Consider the following 17,292-nt stretch of genomic DNA (forward strand, 5'->3'; position numbering starts at 1 on the left):
CAGTTGAAGTCGAAACCGTCGCGCCGCGACGGCAGGCCGCCTCCGATCAACAAACAACTTCCGGACGGCGCCTGACTGGAATCAGGACATGTCATTTGAATTGCGACGCGCGCAGCGTCTGGGCGGAGCCAGCCTGCTCCTGCTCGGCGCCGCCGCCACCTCGGCCTTCGCCCAAGAGTTGGCGCAGGATAAGTCATCGACCGAGATCCCGGCCGTCACCGTGACGGCCCCGAGTCCCATCGTGCGCAGAGCGGTGGTGCCCACGCGCAAACCAGTCCGTGTCGCGCGCGGCGCGCGGGCACGCAACCGCGAACGTGCGGCCGAAGCCACGCCGGCGGCCGCGGCCTCCGCCGCGCCTCAGCAGGGCGTGCTGCCGATCGTGACCAACCAGTTCGCCACCGTCACGGTGGTGCCTAACGACGAGATCCGCCGCGAGGGCGGCGGCCAACTCGGCGATCTCTTGTTCTCCAAGCCCGGCATCACCGGCTCGAGCTTCGCGCCCGGCGCCTCCAGCCGACCGGTCATCCGCGGCCTCGACGTCAACCGCGTCGGCATCGTCGAGAACGGCACCAATGGGGGCGGTGCCTCCGACCTCGGCGAGGATCACTTCGTCCCGATCGACCCGCTCGCGACCAACCAGGTCGAGGTGGTGCGCGGGCCGGCTGCGCTCCGTTACGGCTCGACCTCGATCGGCGGCGTCGTCAGTGCCACCAACAACCGGATTCCGGATGCGTTGCCTTCCTGCGCTCCATCGTTCCAGAGTTACGGCCTGCCGACCAAGGCTCCGCTCGCAACCGCCGAGACCTCGCCCTGCGTCACCGCCGAGACGCGCACTGCGTTCAGCTCGGTCGATCGCGGCGTCGAAAGTGGCGTGCTGCTCGATACCGGCGGCGGCAACTTTGCCTTCCACGTCGACGCCTATGGCCGCACGACCTCCGACTATTTGATTCCGAGCTATCCTTATCTGAACGATCCGTCGCGGCCTGTGAACGGCCGCCAGCCCAATTCGGCGACGCTTTCGGACGGCGCATCGATCGGCGGCTCCTACTTCTTCCAGGGCGGCTATATCGGCGCGGCGATCACGCAGAACGACTCGCTCTACCACATCCCCGGCATCGACGGCGCCGACCACGACACGCGGATCGACGGCCACCAGACCAAGATCAACGTCAAGGGCGAGTACCACCCCGACGCCACCGCGATCGACGCCGTCCGCTTCTGGGCCGGCGCGACCGACTACCGGCACAACGAGCTCGGCCTTGCCGATCCCGCCGACCTCAACAGCGACGGCGTGCGGCAGACCTTCACCAACAAGGAGCAGGAGATCCGCACCGAGGTGCAGTTAATGCCGTTCAACGCGCGCTTCGCCGAGGTGACGACCGCCTTTGGCGTGCAGGCCGGCCACCAGGAACTGACGGCACCGAGCCCCGACGATCCCGGTAGCCCGCTCAACGGATTGTGGGATCCGAACAAGAACAACAGGATCGCCGGTTACGTCTTCAACGAGCTGAAATTCAGCGAGACCACCAAGGCCCAGATTGCCGGACGCATCGAGCATGTCAATCTCTCCGGAACAACACCGGCATTCATACCTCCCGTGTTCGACGTTAACATCGACCCTGCCAGTATTGGTCCTACCACGTCGCGGAATCTGAACTTCACGCCGAAAAGTGCGAGCATTGGCCTGCTCCAGAATCTGCCGTGGGGTCTGGTCGCCAGCATTACCGGTCAATACGTCGAACGAGCGCCGAAACCGGCAGAGCTCTTTTCGCGCGGAGCGCATGACGCGACCGCTACCTTCGACATCGGCAATCCAGACCTCGGCATCGAAACGGCGAAATCGATCGAGGTCGGGTTGCGGCGGGCGACAGGGCCGTTCCGATTCGAACTCACCGGCTACTACACGAAGTTCAACGGCTTCATATTTCGCCGATTGACCGGCAATACGTGCGACAATGCGGCTTGTGTGGACATCGCCAATCCGGACCAGCTTGAGCTGCAGCAAGCGAGATATTCGCAGCGTGATGCCATCTTCCGCGGCGGCGAGTTCCAGTCGCAGCTCGATATCGGCGCGTTCCGCGGCGGCATCTGGGGCATCGAGAACCAGCTCGATGTGGTTCGTGCCACCTTCACCGACGGCACAAACGTGCCGCGCATTCCGCCCTTGCGGATGGGCGGCGGCGTGTTCTGGCGCGACGAAAACTGGCTGATGCGCGTCAACCTGTTGCACGCCTTCGCGCAGAACAATGTCGCCGTGATCGCGGAGACACCGACGCCCGGCTACAACCTGCTCAAGGCCGAGGTGAGCTACAAGACCAAGCTCGACCCCAACTGGTTCGGTGCGCGCGAGATGATGGCCGGCATCACCGGCAACAATCTCCTCAACCAGAGCATCCGCAACTCGGTGTCCTACACCAAGGACCAGGTCCTGATGCCCGGCATTGGCGTGCGGGCGTTCGCGAACTTCAAGTTCTAGAGCGCGATGAGCTTTGGTTGAATCGACGCGAGCCGCGAACTCGGATCACCTCTCCCGCAGGGAGAGGTCGGAGCGCATCGAAAGATGCGATCCGGGTGAGGGGTTACGACCTCACCGAATGCTGCGGCCCCTCACCCGGATTGCACTGGACGATGCTTTGCATCGCCAGGCGCAATCCGACCTCTCCCCGCTGGGGAGAGGTGACGCCCCGGACAGCCGACTGAACCCAATTTCATCGCGCTTTAGCCCGTCGCGACAAGCTCAGGCACTTTCGAACCAGGGCCGGCGGTGCGCCTGCACCTCCGGCTCGGGGCGCTTTGCAAAGCGCGTCGAATCCGCTCAGGCCGCGCGTGTCATCCCGGGCGCATCTTCGAGCCGGCGCTCCAGCATGGCGATCGAGGCGCGCAGATTGTCCAGGCGAGCCTGCAGCGTCACGGCAAGCATGGGATAGGTCGCGCTGCCCGGATCGGCATTGCCGGCCTTACGTTCCTCCTCCTTGATATCAGCCTCGAGCATCCGACCGCGCCAGCGCAGGTCGGAAATGAGAGCGTGGAGGTGCAGGGACGCAGTCGCATCGAAACGGGACGTTGGTTGCATGTGATCGCCTCAATCTGAAACAGCCGCGCTTGCGGGGCGGTGGGTTGCACACACTGCAGCAAGACAGATGCCAGGATGGAGGCGGTTCCCTTCAGCGGCTCCGCATTCAGTTGCGCAGCACGTCACAATACGTACCGACGGCCTTCAGGGTCGCGCATAGTTTTTCGGCTCCGGCCCGGGTGTCTTCGCCGACCCGGACCCGCACGGCGCCCATCTGGCCAATGATTCCGTGTGTAACGACGTGAGGCTCGCGGTCGGCAACGATCGCCGCATACTTCGGCAACCACTCACGGTACCTGGCAAGCGCCTTGGCCGGAGTCGGCCCGCCGACCACCTCCACGCCCCATGGCTTGACGGTTTCAGGAGATGCATCCGGCTTGGGCTGCATCAGAATGATGGCTGGTAGATTGCACGGAATAACTTCGACCGAGGGCATCTCAACCGGTTCGGTTTGGCTTCCGGCCCATTCTTCGACGGAGCGACCAGTCACAAGCCGCACATAGGCCCGCGTTTCCAAGGGAAGCGGCCGCCGGGCGCCAAGCCAATCGCGGACACGTCCAGATCCGGCGTTATACGCGGCTGCCGCAAGGCCGAGATTTCCAAATGCACGACGAAGGCTGTGCAACAGTTCGCCGGACTTCGCAATCGCTTCCAGCGGATTGAATGGGTCTTCAAGGCCGCTCAACCTCGCGGTCGCCGGCATGAACTGAGCTATGCCCTGCGCACCTTTCCGGCTGATCGCGTCGGGCTTGAAGTGACTTTCCTGCCAGATCAGGCGAGTCAAGAAATCGACCGGCAGATCATTTGTCGTTGCAGCCGCAGCGAGCGCCTCACAAAGGCCCGGTGCCGTGGACGGAGCATCCGACTCCGATTTGTCACTTCGTTTCGTCGGAGACGTTTCTTCTGGTTTGGGATTTTCGGCAGAAAGCTGCTGATGCACCGCAGGGGGATCATCACCAGCGTCCGATGCGAGTGCAGGGAGCTCGATCGCTGCCACAGTCGTGGACAGCAGTAGTCTCAGCAGGAAGCCGGAAGCTCGGCCGAAGCCGCCAGGCGATGGAGCTTGACCAAGGTCAGACCTCATGACGATCGCTTTCGCCCGGCCGGGCACGTGGGAAGGCAACCTCATAGATCCTGCCCCAGAACGATCAGCGTTTTCCCCGGAATCCGATGATCAAGATCGGGACTTCAGGGAAGTCGAGTTGGGGGTCTGCAACGCACAACGTCGAAACAGGGAGTGCGTTCCGACTATCGAGCATGCGAGTTTGCGCGGCGTGCGGGTGGCCCTTCGGGCATCGTCCTGTCGAGTTCCAGCCTCTAGCTTAAGGGAGGATGAAGTACACATTACCCATGGCCGGCTCTTCGCGTTGCCGCGGAGCGCGGAATCTCCGTTGCCAACAATAGATCGTGCTGCGTCGGCTCAGGCCGCAAACACAAGAACCATGACAGAGCCCCAGGTTGTGAGCAGGATGTTCGCGACTGGATACGCCGGCGTATAGCCGAGCACGGGCACCGGGCTTCCCGATCGCTCCTGGAGAGCGGCCATGGCCGCCGTTACCGTTTGCGCACCGGTCAACCCGCCGAGCAGAAGGATTGGGTTCATGCGCAAGACGAAATGACCGAAGCAAAATCCGACAATCTGGGGGAGCAGGGTCACGACCATGCCGCCGAGCAGCAGGCCGATGCCCGATTCCCGCAAGGAGGAGAGAAAGATCGGCCCGGCGTGGATCCCGGTGAGCCCGACGAATGCGGCGAGTCCGAGTGACGTCATCAGGCTGATGGCGCCGTCCGGAATCCGGCCGAAGCGCGGATTGAGCGTGCGGAGGTAGCCAACCAGAAGCCCGGCAAGCAGCGTGCCGACGCTCGTGCTCAGCGCGATCTTGATGCTGCCGACAGGAAAACTCACGAGAACGCCAACGATGCCGCCGAAGAAGATGGCAAGCCCCAGCACCACGAAGTCGATGTTGGTGCTGGGAGCAACGATGACACCGATATTCTTCGCCGCGTTCTCCACGACCGGTTCGGGGCCGACGATGCGCAGCAGGTCACCACGCTGCAGAACCACGCCGGGAGCAATCGGAAGCTCCTGGCCGCCCCTGCTCCACGAACGCAAATAGAGGCCGCGTGTCCAGTCCTGCTGAGAGGCGTCCTGCAGGTTCATGCCCGCGAGCTTGGCGTTGATGAGGAAAACGTCAGCGGCGATCAAGGGAATGTCGAGCAGCTCCATGTCCTCGACCTCCTCGGCGCGGGAGCCGATCAGTTCCACGATGATCTGGCGCGGCGCCGATATCGTGATGACATCCCCTGGCGCAAGGACGGCGTCGGGCTCCGCCTGGAGCATGCGTTCTCCACGACGAATCCGGTGGATGAACAGGCGGTGCTCCGGCAGGCGGGCTTCGGCGGCCGCGACTGTCGACCCGGCAAGGGGGGAATGCTCGTCCAGCCGATAGGCACGCAGCTCGAATTTTCGCCACGCGGACGCCAGACCCGGCTTGGTGCGGGTCATTCCCAGCGACTGCTCGAGCTCGAGCGCCTCATTCCGCAGGTCGATCTTCAGGAGTGCCGGTGCGATCACCGTGCACCACATGATCACGCCCGCATAGCCGAAGATGTAGCAGACCGCATCAGCGACCGCGATATGCGAGACATACAGGGCACGCTGTGCCTCGGGCACCGAGAGGCCGTTGATCGCGTCGGTCGCCGTTCCCATCGCCGCGCTTTGAGTGAGCGCCCCCGACATCAGCCCCGCCGCAAGGCCGGGATCGAGCCCCAGTATCCTCCCCACGACGATTGCGGCCGCAAGGCCGGTGAGGCAGACGACGACGGCGAGCAGCATCGGTTTCAGCCCGTCGCGCTTCATCGCCTGCACGAACTGCGGGCCGACGGAATAGCCGACTCCGAACAGAAACAGCAGAAACAGGAAGGATTTGGTCATGCTGGAAACGGGCACATGCGCGAAATCGCCGACCACCAGGCCGGCGAACAACGAGCCCGTGACCGGGCCAAGACTGAAGGCGCCAATCTTGAAGCTTCCGATCCAGTAGCCCGCGGCGATCACCAGGAATAGCGCGAGCTCGGGATAACGGACGAGAAACTGCTCCAGCCAGGTCAGCATCTCAAGCAGCCGGTCTCTACGTCATCAGCATGACGAGCACCATGCCCCAGATCGTCAGCAGTGTGTTTCCGACCGCGTAGGTGACAGTATAGCCAAGCCCCGGAATCTGGCTCCTAGCTCGATCGTTGATCATGCCGAGCGAGGCCGTGGTGGTCCGTGCGCCCGAACAGCATCCGAGCACGATGGCGTCATGGAAGCGGAACACGTATTTGCCGACATACATCGCGAGAATGAGCGGCACGGTCGTCGCCACGACGCCCCACAGGAACAGCCCGATGCCCAGCGCCTTCAGGCCGGCAACGAAGCCCGGCCCCGACGAGATACCAACTATGGCAATGAAAACGTTCAGGCCGACGGAATTCATGAACCAGACGGTTGGTGAGGGAATCCGGCCAAAGGTCGGCCGCACCGACCGCAGCCAACCGAAGAACAGGCCCGAGATCAGCGCTCCGCCGGAGGTGGACAGCGTGAGAGGCACGCTGCCGATCTTGTAGACGATCGCCCCGACCAGCGCGCCGATAGCGATGGCGGCACCGATGAAGGCAACGTCGGCGACGTCGGTTGCCCGATCCGGCCGGCCAAGCATCTTCGTCGCGGCCGCGACATCGGGCGTGCGTCCAACGATGGTGACGATGTCGCCCCGATTCAGCTTGGTGTTGGGAAGGATGGGGATCTCGACCGCGATCGCGCCCCTTGTGATCTTCCGCAGGAACACGCCGCGCGATGCAGGGCTCTTCGCCACCTCCTCCAGGGTCTTGCCGTCGACGTCCTTGCTGGTCACGTAGACATCGACGCCTTCGATCGGCATGGCAAGCAGTTCGCGATCGTCGACTTCCTCCGCCTGTTCGCCAATCAGCTGGACGAGTACGTCGCGCCGGCCTGCCACGGCCACGACATCACCCGCATGAATCACGGCATCGGCCATGGCATCGATGATCCTCCCGTCCTGCCGTAACCGCAGAATGAACACCCGCTGATCGGGAACCAGCGTCTCGGCCTCCTGCACCGTTTTCCCGACCGCCGGGCCGCGCTCGCGAACGCGGAATGCACGGACGTCGAACTGGTGCCACGCGGTGCCGGGACCGCCCAACTGCTTCTTGCCGCCGTGCTCCTCCTCATATCTCTTGCACGCGGCTTCGAGATCGATGCCGAGCAGGGCCGGGCCAAAGAGAGCAAGGACGATCGCGGATCCGACGGTGCCAAAAATATAGGTGACCGCGTAGGCGACGGGCATGCCGTCGAGGATCTTCTTGGTTTCTTCCGGCGAGAGCCCGAGGCGATTGATGGCATCGGTCGCCAGACCCATGGACGCCGAAATCGTCTGCGAACCGGCATAAAGTCCGGCGGACGAACCGACATCGTAACCGGCAATCTTCGCCGCGACATACGGGGCGAGGAGGCAGAACACGCACACAACGGCAGCGAAAATCGCCTGGGGAATACCGTCGTGCGCGATGCCGCGCACGAATTGCGGCCCGACGCCGTAGCCGATGGCAAACAGGAACATCAGGAAGAAGAACGGCTTGAGCGGACCTGTAACCGTGATTCCGATCTGGCCGATGATAACAGCGGCGATCAACGTCGCGGTGACGGCCCCGAGCCCCAGGCCTTTGTAGGTGAAGGAGCCGAAGTAGTAGCCCAGGGCCAAGGATAGGAAGATCGCAATTTCCGGATAGCTCTTGAGCGTCTGAAAGAACCAGTCGATCATGATGTCACCCCGTTCATGCCGTCGGCGCGCGCCCGCTCGCTCCGGCGCGACGTCGCGGATCGAAGATCCGACGACAGCGCTAAAGCCCTATCGATCAACATGAGGCGGCGGGTCGGACGGGACATATTGATTTATGTCAAGCCCGACGGCTGAGCTTCGCGGCATCCGAGGTCCCACCGACGACATCGTCTCGCTGCGTTGCGGCATGGCGGCGGTTCGGAGCGTCATTGCCGCTTAAGCCTTGAGGTAGATCAAGAGATGCCGCCGGCCGCCGATCATCCTGAGCGCGATTGCGTAGCCGCGGGAGCCTGGTCCACCTCGTCCCAACAGATCGCACAGTTCGGAGTGTGATATGGCCGATATCTTGACCCTGAAAAAATTCGAGGCGCTGAGCCCGTTCGAGATCAAGGACGAGCTGATCAATCTCGCCAAGGCGACGTCGAAACGGTCGCAATCCGCGTTCCTGAACGCCGGCCGCGGCAATCCGAACTGGGTGGCCACCACGCCGCGCGAAGGCTTCTTCCTGCTGGGACAGTTCGCCATCACCGAAAGCAAGCGGGTCATGGAGCACCCGGCCGGGATTGGCGGCATGCCTGAGGCGAAGGGCATTGCCGCTCGGTTTGAGGCGTGGCTCGCCAAGCACTCTGACATGCCTGGCGCGGGCTTCCTTTCGGAGATGCTGCCTTTTGCGGTCAAGAAATTCGGCTTCGACCCGGACGCCTTCGTCCACGAGCTCGTCGATTCCATCATCGGCGACAACTATCCGGTGCCGGATCGCATGCTGGTGCACAACGAAAAGATCGTGCACGAATATCTGATGTGGGCCGTTTGCGGTGAGCCGCGGCCGGCCGGCAAGTTCGACATCTATGCGGTCGAGGGCGGCACGGCGGCGATGTGCTACCTCTTCAAGTCACTGAAGGCCAACCGCCTATTGCTTCCCGGCGACACCATCGCGCTGGGAACGCCGATCTTCACGCCCTACATCGAGATGACGCATCTGGAGGATTACGACCTCGAGGTCGTCCAGATCAGGGCGCCGCAGGAAAACAAATTCCAGTTCACCGACGAGGAAATCAAGAAGCTGGAGGATCCGAAGATCAAGGCGTTCTTCATCGTCAATCCCGCCAATCCCTCCGGGATGGGGGTGAGCCCGGAGACAATCGCCAAGCTGGGTCACCTGGTCAGGACCAAGCGCCCCGACCTCATGCTGCTCACCGACGACGTCTACGGTACCTTCGTTCACGGTTTCCGCTCACTGCTGGGCGAGCTCCCGCACAACACCATTGGCGTCTATTCCTATTCGAAATATTTCGGCTGCACGGGATGGCGGCTCGGCGCAATCGCCATTCATGAAGACAACATCTTCGACAAGATGATCGCGAAGCTGCCGGACGACGCCGTGAAGGCGCTCGACAAGCGTTACGGGCCGCTGACGCTGGAGCCGCGCAAGCTCAAATTCATCGATCGAATCGTTGCCGACAGTCGCGACGTCGCGCTCAATCACACTGCGGGCCTGTCGCTGCCGCAGCAGGTGATGATGAGCCTTTTCTCGCTCTCGGAGATGATGGACGCGAAGAAGGCCTATCAGGCCGCCTGCATGGAAATCGTCAACAAGCGGCTGTGGGCGCTGCTCGATGGCCTGGGACTCGCCGACAAGCTGGCGCCCAATCCAAACTACGACGCCTATTACGGCCTGATCGATTTCGAGTTCTGGGCCCGGAAGAACATCGGAGACGAAGCCGTCGATTATCTGAAGAGCCACGTCCATCCGCTCGATCTTGCGTTTCGCTTGGCGGAAGCCCACGGGATCGTGCTGCTGAACGGTGGCGGCTTCGATGCCCCCGAATGGTCGCTCCGTATTTCCCTGGCGAACCTGCCGGACGACGTCTACGACGATATCGGACGGGGCGTTCGATCGATTGCCAGAGGATACCGGGACACATACGAGGCGGCGAAGGGAGGCTAGAGGAAACGTGGCTACGGCAACGCCCTGATAAGGCGTTGCCCGTGCGATACTCTTGGATCGAGGATATTCGGCCAATAGCAATCATAGGAGGGCGATCATGCCAATCCAGCTCGTGATGGACCGCAATGGCGATAGCCGCTATTTCTTCAACTCCGACGACGCAGAGGAACTGGCCCAGGCGGAACGGCGCTTTTACGAATTGACCGGTCTTGGCTTCACCGCGGCGGTCCGGACCGGTCCAGATCAGGTGTCGAAAGTCCGGTCGTTCGCCCCCTCGGCGGAAGAAACACTCTTTTTTCCCAGACTAGTCGGCGGGTAGTCGCCCCGTCATGTTCGGGTTTCGATCTACTCCATCGAGTAGCCGCTCCCGCATGAGGGCGACGAGAGCTCTTTTCATAAGGCACGGCGCCGAGGCCACGCCCGAGGGACGGTCGCTGCGGATGCTGCGAGAATGGCTGTCGCAGGCGCAGCGAGAGCAGTTCGCAAGCAAGGGTTACTTCGACGTCGTCGGAGGAAACACCGGAAACCAGTACAGGATCTATACTGGCACCTCGGCCAATGTATGCGAGATCGACAAAAGCGGTCGCCTCCGGGAGGGGCTATGTTTCACGACGATTGTTGATTTGCCAATCGGCGACGTGATGCTGGCTCAGAAGATCGCCCTGGAAACATGCGAAGACGAGGTGCGCGCCCTGGCCAGGTGGTTCACCCCCCGAAGTCATCATTTTCGACAAACCGAGCGTCGCCGATGACGGCGCGGATCGTCGTTGTCTCCGGCCGGTGCCGAGGTCCATTGATGACGATAAGAACGGGTTTGTCGTTTCCGAGAACCTGAATCGGCAGAAGGCACACGTTCTTACTCAATTGCGGATCGCGAACGGCGTGCCATCAAGGGCCTTGCGGATCACACCCCATGTCATTGGGACTTCGAAAAAAATGCCAGATGTCAAACGCCGTAGGCGGACTTGACTGGTCTTAGACGTCGGCCGGTAGACAAAATAGCATGAGCGCAGCAGCGAATGCGAACACGACCAATGAGGTGACGCGCTGGCACGCACTACCTCAACATGAGGTGGTGGAGCGACTTGCTACCAGCTACGAGAAGGGGCTTGCTCCGGCTGAGGCCGCTGTCCGACTTCAGAAATACGGCCAGAACCGCCTCCCCGAAGGCAGGAAACGCGGCTGGTTTGCGAGGCTTCTCGCACAGTTCAACAACATCCTGGTCTACGTGCTGCTCGCTGCCGGGTTCACCAAGCTGATGTTGAACCTGTGGGTCGACGCGGCAATCATCTTTGGCGTGGTCGTTCTCAACGCGCTCCTCGGGTTCATTCAGGAGGGCAAGGCCGAGAAGGCGCTGGATTCCATCCGCAATATGCTGACCGCCGAAGCCCGGACGGTACGCGGCGGGGAGACCCGCATGATTCCCGCGGAGGATATTGTTCCGGGGGACGTCGTGCTCCTGGAGTCGGGGGACAAGATTCCTGCGGATCTGCGACTCTTCGAGACAAAGAACCTGCGGACCGAAGAGGCGGCCCTCACAGGTGAATCGGTGCCGGCAGAAAAAAACGTCGAGGCGGTGCCTGCGAACGCGACGGTTGGCGACCGCGCAAACATGGCATTTTCCGGCACCATGGTCGTATCGGGTCGCGCGACCGGATTGGTCGTCGCAACCGGTACTGAGACGGAACTTGGCCGTATCAACCAGTTGCTCGCCGACGTGAGCCCGCTCGAGACTCCGCTGCTGCGCCAGATCAAGAAGTTCGGCTACGCCATCAGTGCGGCAATCGGGGTGATCAGCGTCCTGATCTTCGCCTACGGCAAGTGGGTGAAGGGGATCGACTTTGTGGAGCTCTTCCAGGCAGTCGTCGGCATCGCCGTATCGCTCATCCCGGAAGGACTACCCGCGCTTATCACGATCACCCTGGCCATCGGCGTCCAGCGCATGGCCCAGCGCAACGCGATTATCCGGCGGTTGCCGGCAGTCGAAACGCTCGGCTCGGTGTCGCGGATCTGCTCGGACAAGACGGGCACGCTGACGCTCATGGAGATGATGGTGGTGTCCGCCGTCACGGCCGAAGCGGCGTATCAGATCACCGGCGACGGCTATTCTCCCGAGGGAGAAATCAAAAAGGACGGACAGCCCGCGGGCAAGGACCCGGTACTCGCGCTGATGGGGCGAGTGTCCCTGCTCTGCAACGACGCCGAGTTGTTCCAGCAGGAAGGCACCTGGAAGGTGGAGGGTGATCCGACCGAGGGCGCGCTCTATCCATTCGCGGCCAAGCTCGGTATGGATCGGCAGCTCGAGCAGACAGCATCTCCGCGTGTCGACGCCATTCCGTTCGAATCCGAGCACAAGTTCATGGCGACGCTCCAAAGAGATGCGAACGGGGAGCAAGTCCTGCTCGTCAAAGGCGCCCCGGAAGTCATTCTTGAGCACTGCGATCGCCAGCAGACCGCCGACGGCCAATCGAGCCCGCTCGACCGCGAGCACTTCCTGAAACAATCGGACAGGCTTGCGGCCCAAGGCGAACGTGTGCTGGCGTTCGCGTGGCTCCAGAACCCGAAGGTGAAGGCTGGCGGTCTCACCGCCGCCGACCTGCCAAGGACGCTTGTCTTGCTCGGCCTCATCGGCCTGCTGGATCCGCCGCGCAAAGAGGCCATCGAAGCCGTGAAGGAGTGCCACGGTGGCGGAATTCGGGTCACCATGATCACCGGCGATCACAAGATCACTGCCGCGGCCATCGCCAAGTTGCTTGGGCTTGGTGACGGAAAGACCGCGATCACGGGCGCCGAAATCGAGGACATGGACACCGCGACGCTGCAGGAACGCGTTCGCGCCGTTGACGTTTTCGCGCGCGCCAGCCCCGAACACAAGCTGCGGCTGGTGAAAGCGATCCAGGCCAACAATCAAATCGTGGCGATGACAGGCGATGGGGTAAACGACGCGCCCGCTCTCAAGAAAGCCGACATCGGGGTCGCGATGGGTATCAAAGGCACCGAGGTCACGAAGGAGGCTGCCGAAATGATCCTGGCCGACGATAACTTCGCCTCGATCTCGGTGGCGGTGAAGGAAGGTCGCACCGTCTACAACAACATCGAGAAGGCCATGCTATTCATGCTGCCGACCAATGTCGCGCAGGCGCTGGTCATTGCGGTGGCAATCTTTGCCGGGTTCACGATGCCGATCACGGCCCCGCAAGTGCTCTGGGTCAACATGGTCACGTCGGTCGCGCTCGGCCTGGTCATCTCCTTCGAGCCGCACGAGATCGATGTGATGGATCGGCCCCCGCGCGCAGTAGACCGCCCCATCGTGACCGGCTTCGGGATCTGGCGGATCATCTTTGTGGGCTTGGCGCTGCTTGCTTACACCTTGTTGGCGTTCTTCTGGATGAAGGCGCAAGGCGCCTCGGATGGGCTTGCCCGAACGGTAGCCGTCAATGCCATCACGATCGGCCAGGTGTTCTATTTGCTGAATAGCCGCTACCTGCTCGATTCGTCGCTCTCCCTGAAGGCGCACACCGGCAACGCGTACTTGCCGCTCGGCATAATTGCCGTCGTGATCTTGCAACTGATTTTCACCTACGCACCACCGGTCCAGGCGATGTTCGGCAACGAATCTATCCCGCTTCAGGTGTGGCCCTGGCTTCTTGCGGGCGGCTTGCTGTTCTTCCTCGTGGTCGAGGCGGAAAAGCTTGTCATTCGCTCGTCGAGCTCGTTGCGAAAGGTTGTTGTCGCCACGGAAGCAGGCGCGTGAGCGGCTCCTTTTCGCAGGCTTGCGCGTGCTTCGATCTCTTGCCGCGGCTTGGCGCCGCGACCGACAGAAATGCGCCGCGGAGCGTCACCCGCGGCGTGATTTTTGTTGCTGCACCGATTGCGCCGACCCTCGAGCGTTCGGGCCACGGGACCTAAGCTTCACGCGCAAGTTCCGCACGAGCCGCTGCCAGCTCCTTCTTCTGCTCCGGGCTCACCTTCGGATATGCAAGGTCGAGCTTCTCTACTGCTTCCACGATTGCCGCTGCGACGACAAGACGGGTGAACCATCTGTTGTCGGCCGGCACCACGTACCACGGCGCTTGCTCCGATGCAGTGGCCGCGATCGCCGCTTCATATGCGCCCATAAAATCGAGCCAGTACTTGCGTTCGCGCACGTCCGATGCAGAGAACTTCCAGTTCTTTCCGGGGTTGTCGAGGCGCTTCATGAACCGCTTCTTCTGCTCTTCGCGCGAGACATGCAGGAAGAACTTGAGGATGACTGTGCCCTGCCGGGTGAGGTAATCCTCGAAGTGCGCGATGTCTGCCAGTCGTTCGTCCCAGATCCGGGTGCCCACGAACGACGGCGGGAGCCTCTGCTGCTTCAAGATATCCTCGTGAACGCGCACAACGAGGACCTCCTCGTAATAGGAACGATTGAAGATTCCGATCCGTCCACGCTCCGGCAGACGCGAGATGTAGCGCCACATGAAGTCATGTGCGAGATCTTCCTGTGAGGGCGGCTTGAACGAAAAGACCTGGCAGCCTTGCGGATTCACCCCCGTCATGACGTGTTTAATGGTGCTGTCCTTGCCAGCCGCATCCATGGCCTGGAACACGAGCAGCAGCGACCAACGGTCCTGGGCATAAAGCATGTCCTGTTCTTCTGCGAGCCACCGGGTGCCCCGCTGAAGAAGGTCGGCAGCTTCGCCCTTTTCCATGTTCAGACCGCGCGTGTCGCCGGGGTCGAAGTCCTTCAGCCGAAAGCCTTTGCCGCTGGAAATACGGAACGGGTGGATATACTTCTGGATCTGGTCGAGAATCTCTTTTCTCGGCATGGAGTGTCCTCCCTTCCTAGGACAGAGGAATTCAAGACAAAGACAGTCTCGCGCTGTCTGCTCAACGGCCCGGGCTTGACCTGCTCTCCAACAGCCTTGATGGGCCGTGCGTTATCCTATCATGGCGACAGGGTTTCGTGCGTCGCGGCCGGTGCCGCGCGGCCTAGTCGTTCGCAGCGCATAGAGCTCGGCTTCGCAGTGCTTGCGACAAGATCAGAATGGTACAAACACGCCCGCTCTTTTCCATGGCGCGCAGTGAAAATGTGCCAAGAGGCAGAGGTCCGCATATGATTCAAAAGGCGGCATCGGCCGGCGCTGCGGCGATGTCAGCTCAGGGACCAAACTCGGACGAAGCGGTTTGGGGAATGCGCGCGAATTTGGCTCTGCTACTTCTACTGCACAGCCACGACCGTGCCGCGTAATTTTAGAACTGGGCCGGTTGAGCGGGTGGACTGGGCCAATCCGATCGCAGGTTGTTCGGATTATTCCTTTCGAACAAGTCCCGCGTTATCACGCCGCTCGGGCGGGAATCAGTCAACGGAGGCAGTCCGCGAGCATCACGGGTTGGCGCGACGATGACGCCGGGCCGAACGACACAATTGGCGGGATAGCCAACGTATTGGCAGTAAGTTGCGGCACTCACGCCTCCATTGCTTCCTACCGAGAAGCCAATAATTAGCGACGCTGACAAGGCGATTGATCGCTTCATTTTTGCCTCCTGTAGCTCAAAGCGCGACCTCTGCCAGTTATAGCCGACCAGAATTGGAAGTCACTGCTCGGGCAGTCCCGCCTTGTGCAACGCGTCCTCCACGTACACGCGCTGCTCCACATAGGTGGGATCGTCCGATAGATCGGTGGCCCGAAATTTCGCGAGTGTCGTGTAATTTGGATTCAGGCGACCCGCCGACGCAAGTGCCGCGCGAGCAGCGGAAAGGTCACCTCTAGTAGCCATGATCGCGGCGTAATAAAGCTGGCCATACGCCAGTCTCGAATTGGTCGCCACCGACTTGCTCAGCCAGGCCAGCGCATCGTCATCGCGCCTGAGCAGGATCATCGCGCGGCCCATTTCAAACTGCCACGTTCCAAGGCCGGGGTCGCGGGGACTGAGTTCGATGGCGCGTTCGAACAGCGGAATTGCATCCACGGATTTCCCGGTGAACACCAATGTTTCGCCAAGAAAAAGCGTCGGCGCCGGTAGATTGCCGTTAAGTTGCAGCGAGATCCTGTACTCTTCGGCGGCCTCCTGCTGCCGCCCGTGTGCCTGCAGAACTCGGGCACGTTGCGCATGGGCAACTGAACTGTTCGGATCGAGCGTGATTGCTTGCTGCGAGAGCACGTCGGCACGCCGCAAATCCTCGGCCGCGTTGGTCGATTGTCCATTGATGACCAGATTGGAGAGCGTCAGGGAAAGCCCTGTCAATGCCCGTAATGTGTGGGGATCAAGCTCGAGCGCATGCTCAAATAGACGCCGCGCTTCCTCTCGCGTCTCGGGCGTCGTCGGCTTGAACACCGCGGCCCATCCCTGCAAGGCAAGGTCCGACGCGGTCGGATTGGTCTGGTGCTCCAGTTCGATGCTCCTGGCCGCGAGGACGACCAGTTCCAATCCCAGCATGCGTGCGATCCGGCCGGTTATATCATCCTGCAATTCCAGATAGTTGCTGCGCGGACGATCGAAGCGGTCGGACCAGACATAGCCCCCGGTTTCGGTATCGATGAGCTGCGCGTTGACCCGAACCTGATCGCCGGCGCGCTGCACGCTGCCTTCGAGTGCGTAGCGAACACCGAGTTCACGTCCGATCTGGCGGACTTCTATCGCCCGGCCCTTGTAGGTGAACGCCGTATTGCGCGCGATAACGAAGCTGCCCTGAATCCGTGAGAGATCTGTGGTCAGGCTGTCGGTGACCGCATCGGCAAAGTAATCCTGCCGAGGATCTCCGCTCATGTTGGTGAAGGGAAGCACGACAATCGATAAGCGCGGTGCTGTCCTGAGCGGCGCGACTGTATTCGGGGCCTGGATTGCCCGCGATGTGACGCCCGTGCCACCTAACAGGTACCACGCCCCGCCGCCTCCAATGGTTACGAGAGCGAGAATTGCGGATGCGGCCACTGTGATTGATCGGATGCCGGGTTTCGCCCGCGACGGCAGCCGCGCGCCGACCGGATCGAGCATGAACACCTGGACCGGCTCCGCGATGTTTTTCAGGCGCTGTTGACCCCAATCGTGCACCGCGATGGCAACCTTGCCCTTGACCTGATCGTAGGCCGCGCGGGACAGACAGATATTGCCCGGAGGGGCCAAGTTCTCCACGCGGGCAGCCAAGCCTGCGTTCGACGTGCTGCTCGACCAAAGTCCGTCCCCCTTGGATTGACTGCAAAACTGTAGCACAACGGCGAGCTGGCAGAAGCTGACGCTACGATGTCGCCCCCCCGGGCTTCTTGCGGTAGGGCGAAAGAGTCTCGCGGGGACAGTGATATGCCCGCTTCGGGTCTTGGCTGTGTGAAAACGCCGAGGCGCTTGATGACGATAGAAGAAGCTATTCGTCCACGACCTTCTTAACCCCCAAACTCGCAAGCGCGACCAACTTAAAGCACGAAATAAAGAATGTAATTCTCGCTGCGTTT

The 17,292-nt window shown here is 61.8% G+C and carries 11 protein-coding genes; 5 read left to right on the forward strand and 6 right to left on the reverse strand.

Going from position 1 to position 17,292, the window contains the following annotated elements; translation table 11 throughout:
• The first annotated feature begins 88 nt into the window (after positions 1-88).
• On the forward strand, positions 89-2,476 hold the full coding sequence (locus tag AC630_RS18690; protein WP_074119960.1) for a TonB-dependent receptor: 2,388 nt from the start codon (positions 89-91) through the stop codon (positions 2,474-2,476).
• A 339-nt stretch (positions 2,477-2,815) separates the two neighbouring features.
• On the opposite strand, the gene AC630_RS18695 is transcribed toward AC630_RS18690, so the two are convergent.
• From AC630_RS18695 to aspT (AC630_RS18710), 4 genes are all read right to left on the reverse strand, one after another.
• The gene (locus AC630_RS18695; RefSeq protein ID WP_074119961.1) at positions 2,816-3,073 is read right to left on the reverse strand and encodes a hypothetical protein; all 258 of its coding nucleotides are present in this window, start codon (positions 3,071-3,073) and stop codon (positions 2,816-2,818) included.
• A gap of 106 nt (positions 3,074-3,179) precedes the next feature.
• On the reverse strand, positions 3,180-4,157 hold the full coding sequence (locus AC630_RS18700) for a lytic transglycosylase domain-containing protein (protein WP_208867028.1): 978 nt from the start codon (positions 4,155-4,157) through the stop codon (positions 3,180-3,182).
• A 336-nt stretch (positions 4,158-4,493) separates the two neighbouring features.
• Positions 4,494-6,188, reverse strand: coding sequence for an aspartate-alanine antiporter (gene aspT / locus AC630_RS18705; protein WP_074119963.1), 1,695 nt, complete (start codon positions 6,186-6,188; stop codon positions 4,494-4,496).
• Between the two features lie 16 nt (positions 6,189-6,204).
• Positions 6,205-7,896, reverse strand: a complete 1,692-nt coding sequence (gene aspT / locus AC630_RS18710) for an aspartate-alanine antiporter (protein ID WP_074119964.1) — start codon at positions 7,894-7,896, stop codon at positions 6,205-6,207.
• 352 nt (positions 7,897-8,248) lie between these two features.
• On the opposite strand from aspT (AC630_RS18710), the gene aspD reads away from it, so the two are divergent.
• The 4 genes from aspD (at position 8,249) to AC630_RS18735 (ending at position 13,616) form a co-directional block, all read left to right on the forward strand.
• On the forward strand, positions 8,249-9,862 hold the full coding sequence (gene aspD / locus AC630_RS18715; RefSeq protein ID WP_074119965.1) for an aspartate 4-decarboxylase: 1,614 nt from the start codon (positions 8,249-8,251) through the stop codon (positions 9,860-9,862).
• Between the two features lie 97 nt (positions 9,863-9,959).
• On the forward strand, positions 9,960-10,181 hold the full coding sequence (locus AC630_RS18720) for a hypothetical protein (RefSeq protein ID WP_074119966.1): 222 nt from the start codon (positions 9,960-9,962) through the stop codon (positions 10,179-10,181).
• A 121-nt stretch (positions 10,182-10,302) separates the two neighbouring features.
• Positions 10,303-10,614, forward strand: a complete 312-nt coding sequence (locus AC630_RS18725) for a hypothetical protein (protein WP_349538846.1) — start codon at positions 10,303-10,305, stop codon at positions 10,612-10,614.
• Between the two features lie 251 nt (positions 10,615-10,865).
• Entirely contained in the window at positions 10,866-13,616 is a 2,751-nt protein-coding gene (locus AC630_RS18735; RefSeq protein WP_074119969.1) for an HAD-IC family P-type ATPase, read from the forward strand.
• Between the two features lie 151 nt (positions 13,617-13,767).
• Here AC630_RS18735 and AC630_RS18740 read toward each other — a convergent pair whose 3' ends face one another.
• Both AC630_RS18740 and AC630_RS18745 read right to left on the reverse strand, forming a co-directional pair.
• A complete protein-coding gene (locus tag AC630_RS18740; RefSeq protein WP_074119970.1) occupies positions 13,768-14,670 on the reverse strand; it encodes a PPK2 family polyphosphate kinase in 903 nt (300 codons plus the stop codon).
• A gap of 769 nt (positions 14,671-15,439) precedes the next feature.
• Positions 15,440-16,990 (reverse strand): guanylate cyclase, encoded by a 1,551-nt coding sequence (locus AC630_RS18745; RefSeq protein WP_167561238.1) that lies wholly within the window; start codon positions 16,988-16,990, stop codon positions 15,440-15,442.
• Between the last annotated feature and the right edge of the window lie 302 nt (positions 16,991-17,292).

This window comes from Bradyrhizobium sp. AS23.2, from assembly GCF_001908185.1.
GTDB lineage: Bacteria > Pseudomonadota > Alphaproteobacteria > Rhizobiales > Xanthobacteraceae > Bradyrhizobium.

Coding starts and splice junctions, on each gene's coding strand:
- AC630_RS18735 (WP_074119969.1), top strand. CDS start 10,866: ATGAGCGCAGCAGCGAATGCGAACACGACCAATGAGGTGACGCGCTGG.
- aspT (WP_074119963.1), bottom strand. CDS start 6,188: ATGCTGACCTGGCTGGAGCAGTTTCTCGTCCGTTATCCCGAGCTCGCG.
- AC630_RS18740 (WP_074119970.1), bottom strand. CDS start 14,670: ATGCCGAGAAAAGAGATTCTCGACCAGATCCAGAAGTATATCCACCCG.
- AC630_RS18695 (WP_074119961.1), bottom strand. CDS start 3,073: ATGCAACCAACGTCCCGTTTCGATGCGACTGCGTCCCTGCACCTCCAC.
- aspD (WP_074119965.1), top strand. CDS start 8,249: ATGGCCGATATCTTGACCCTGAAAAAATTCGAGGCGCTGAGCCCGTTC.
- aspT (WP_074119964.1), bottom strand. CDS start 7,896: ATGATCGACTGGTTCTTTCAGACGCTCAAGAGCTATCCGGAAATTGCG.
- AC630_RS18720 (WP_074119966.1), top strand. CDS start 9,960: ATGCCAATCCAGCTCGTGATGGACCGCAATGGCGATAGCCGCTATTTC.
- AC630_RS18690 (WP_074119960.1), top strand. CDS start 89: ATGTCATTTGAATTGCGACGCGCGCAGCGTCTGGGCGGAGCCAGCCTG.
- AC630_RS18725 (WP_349538846.1), top strand. CDS start 10,303: ATGCTGCGAGAATGGCTGTCGCAGGCGCAGCGAGAGCAGTTCGCAAGC.
- AC630_RS18700 (WP_208867028.1), bottom strand. CDS start 4,157: ATGAGGTCTGACCTTGGTCAAGCTCCATCGCCTGGCGGCTTCGGCCGA.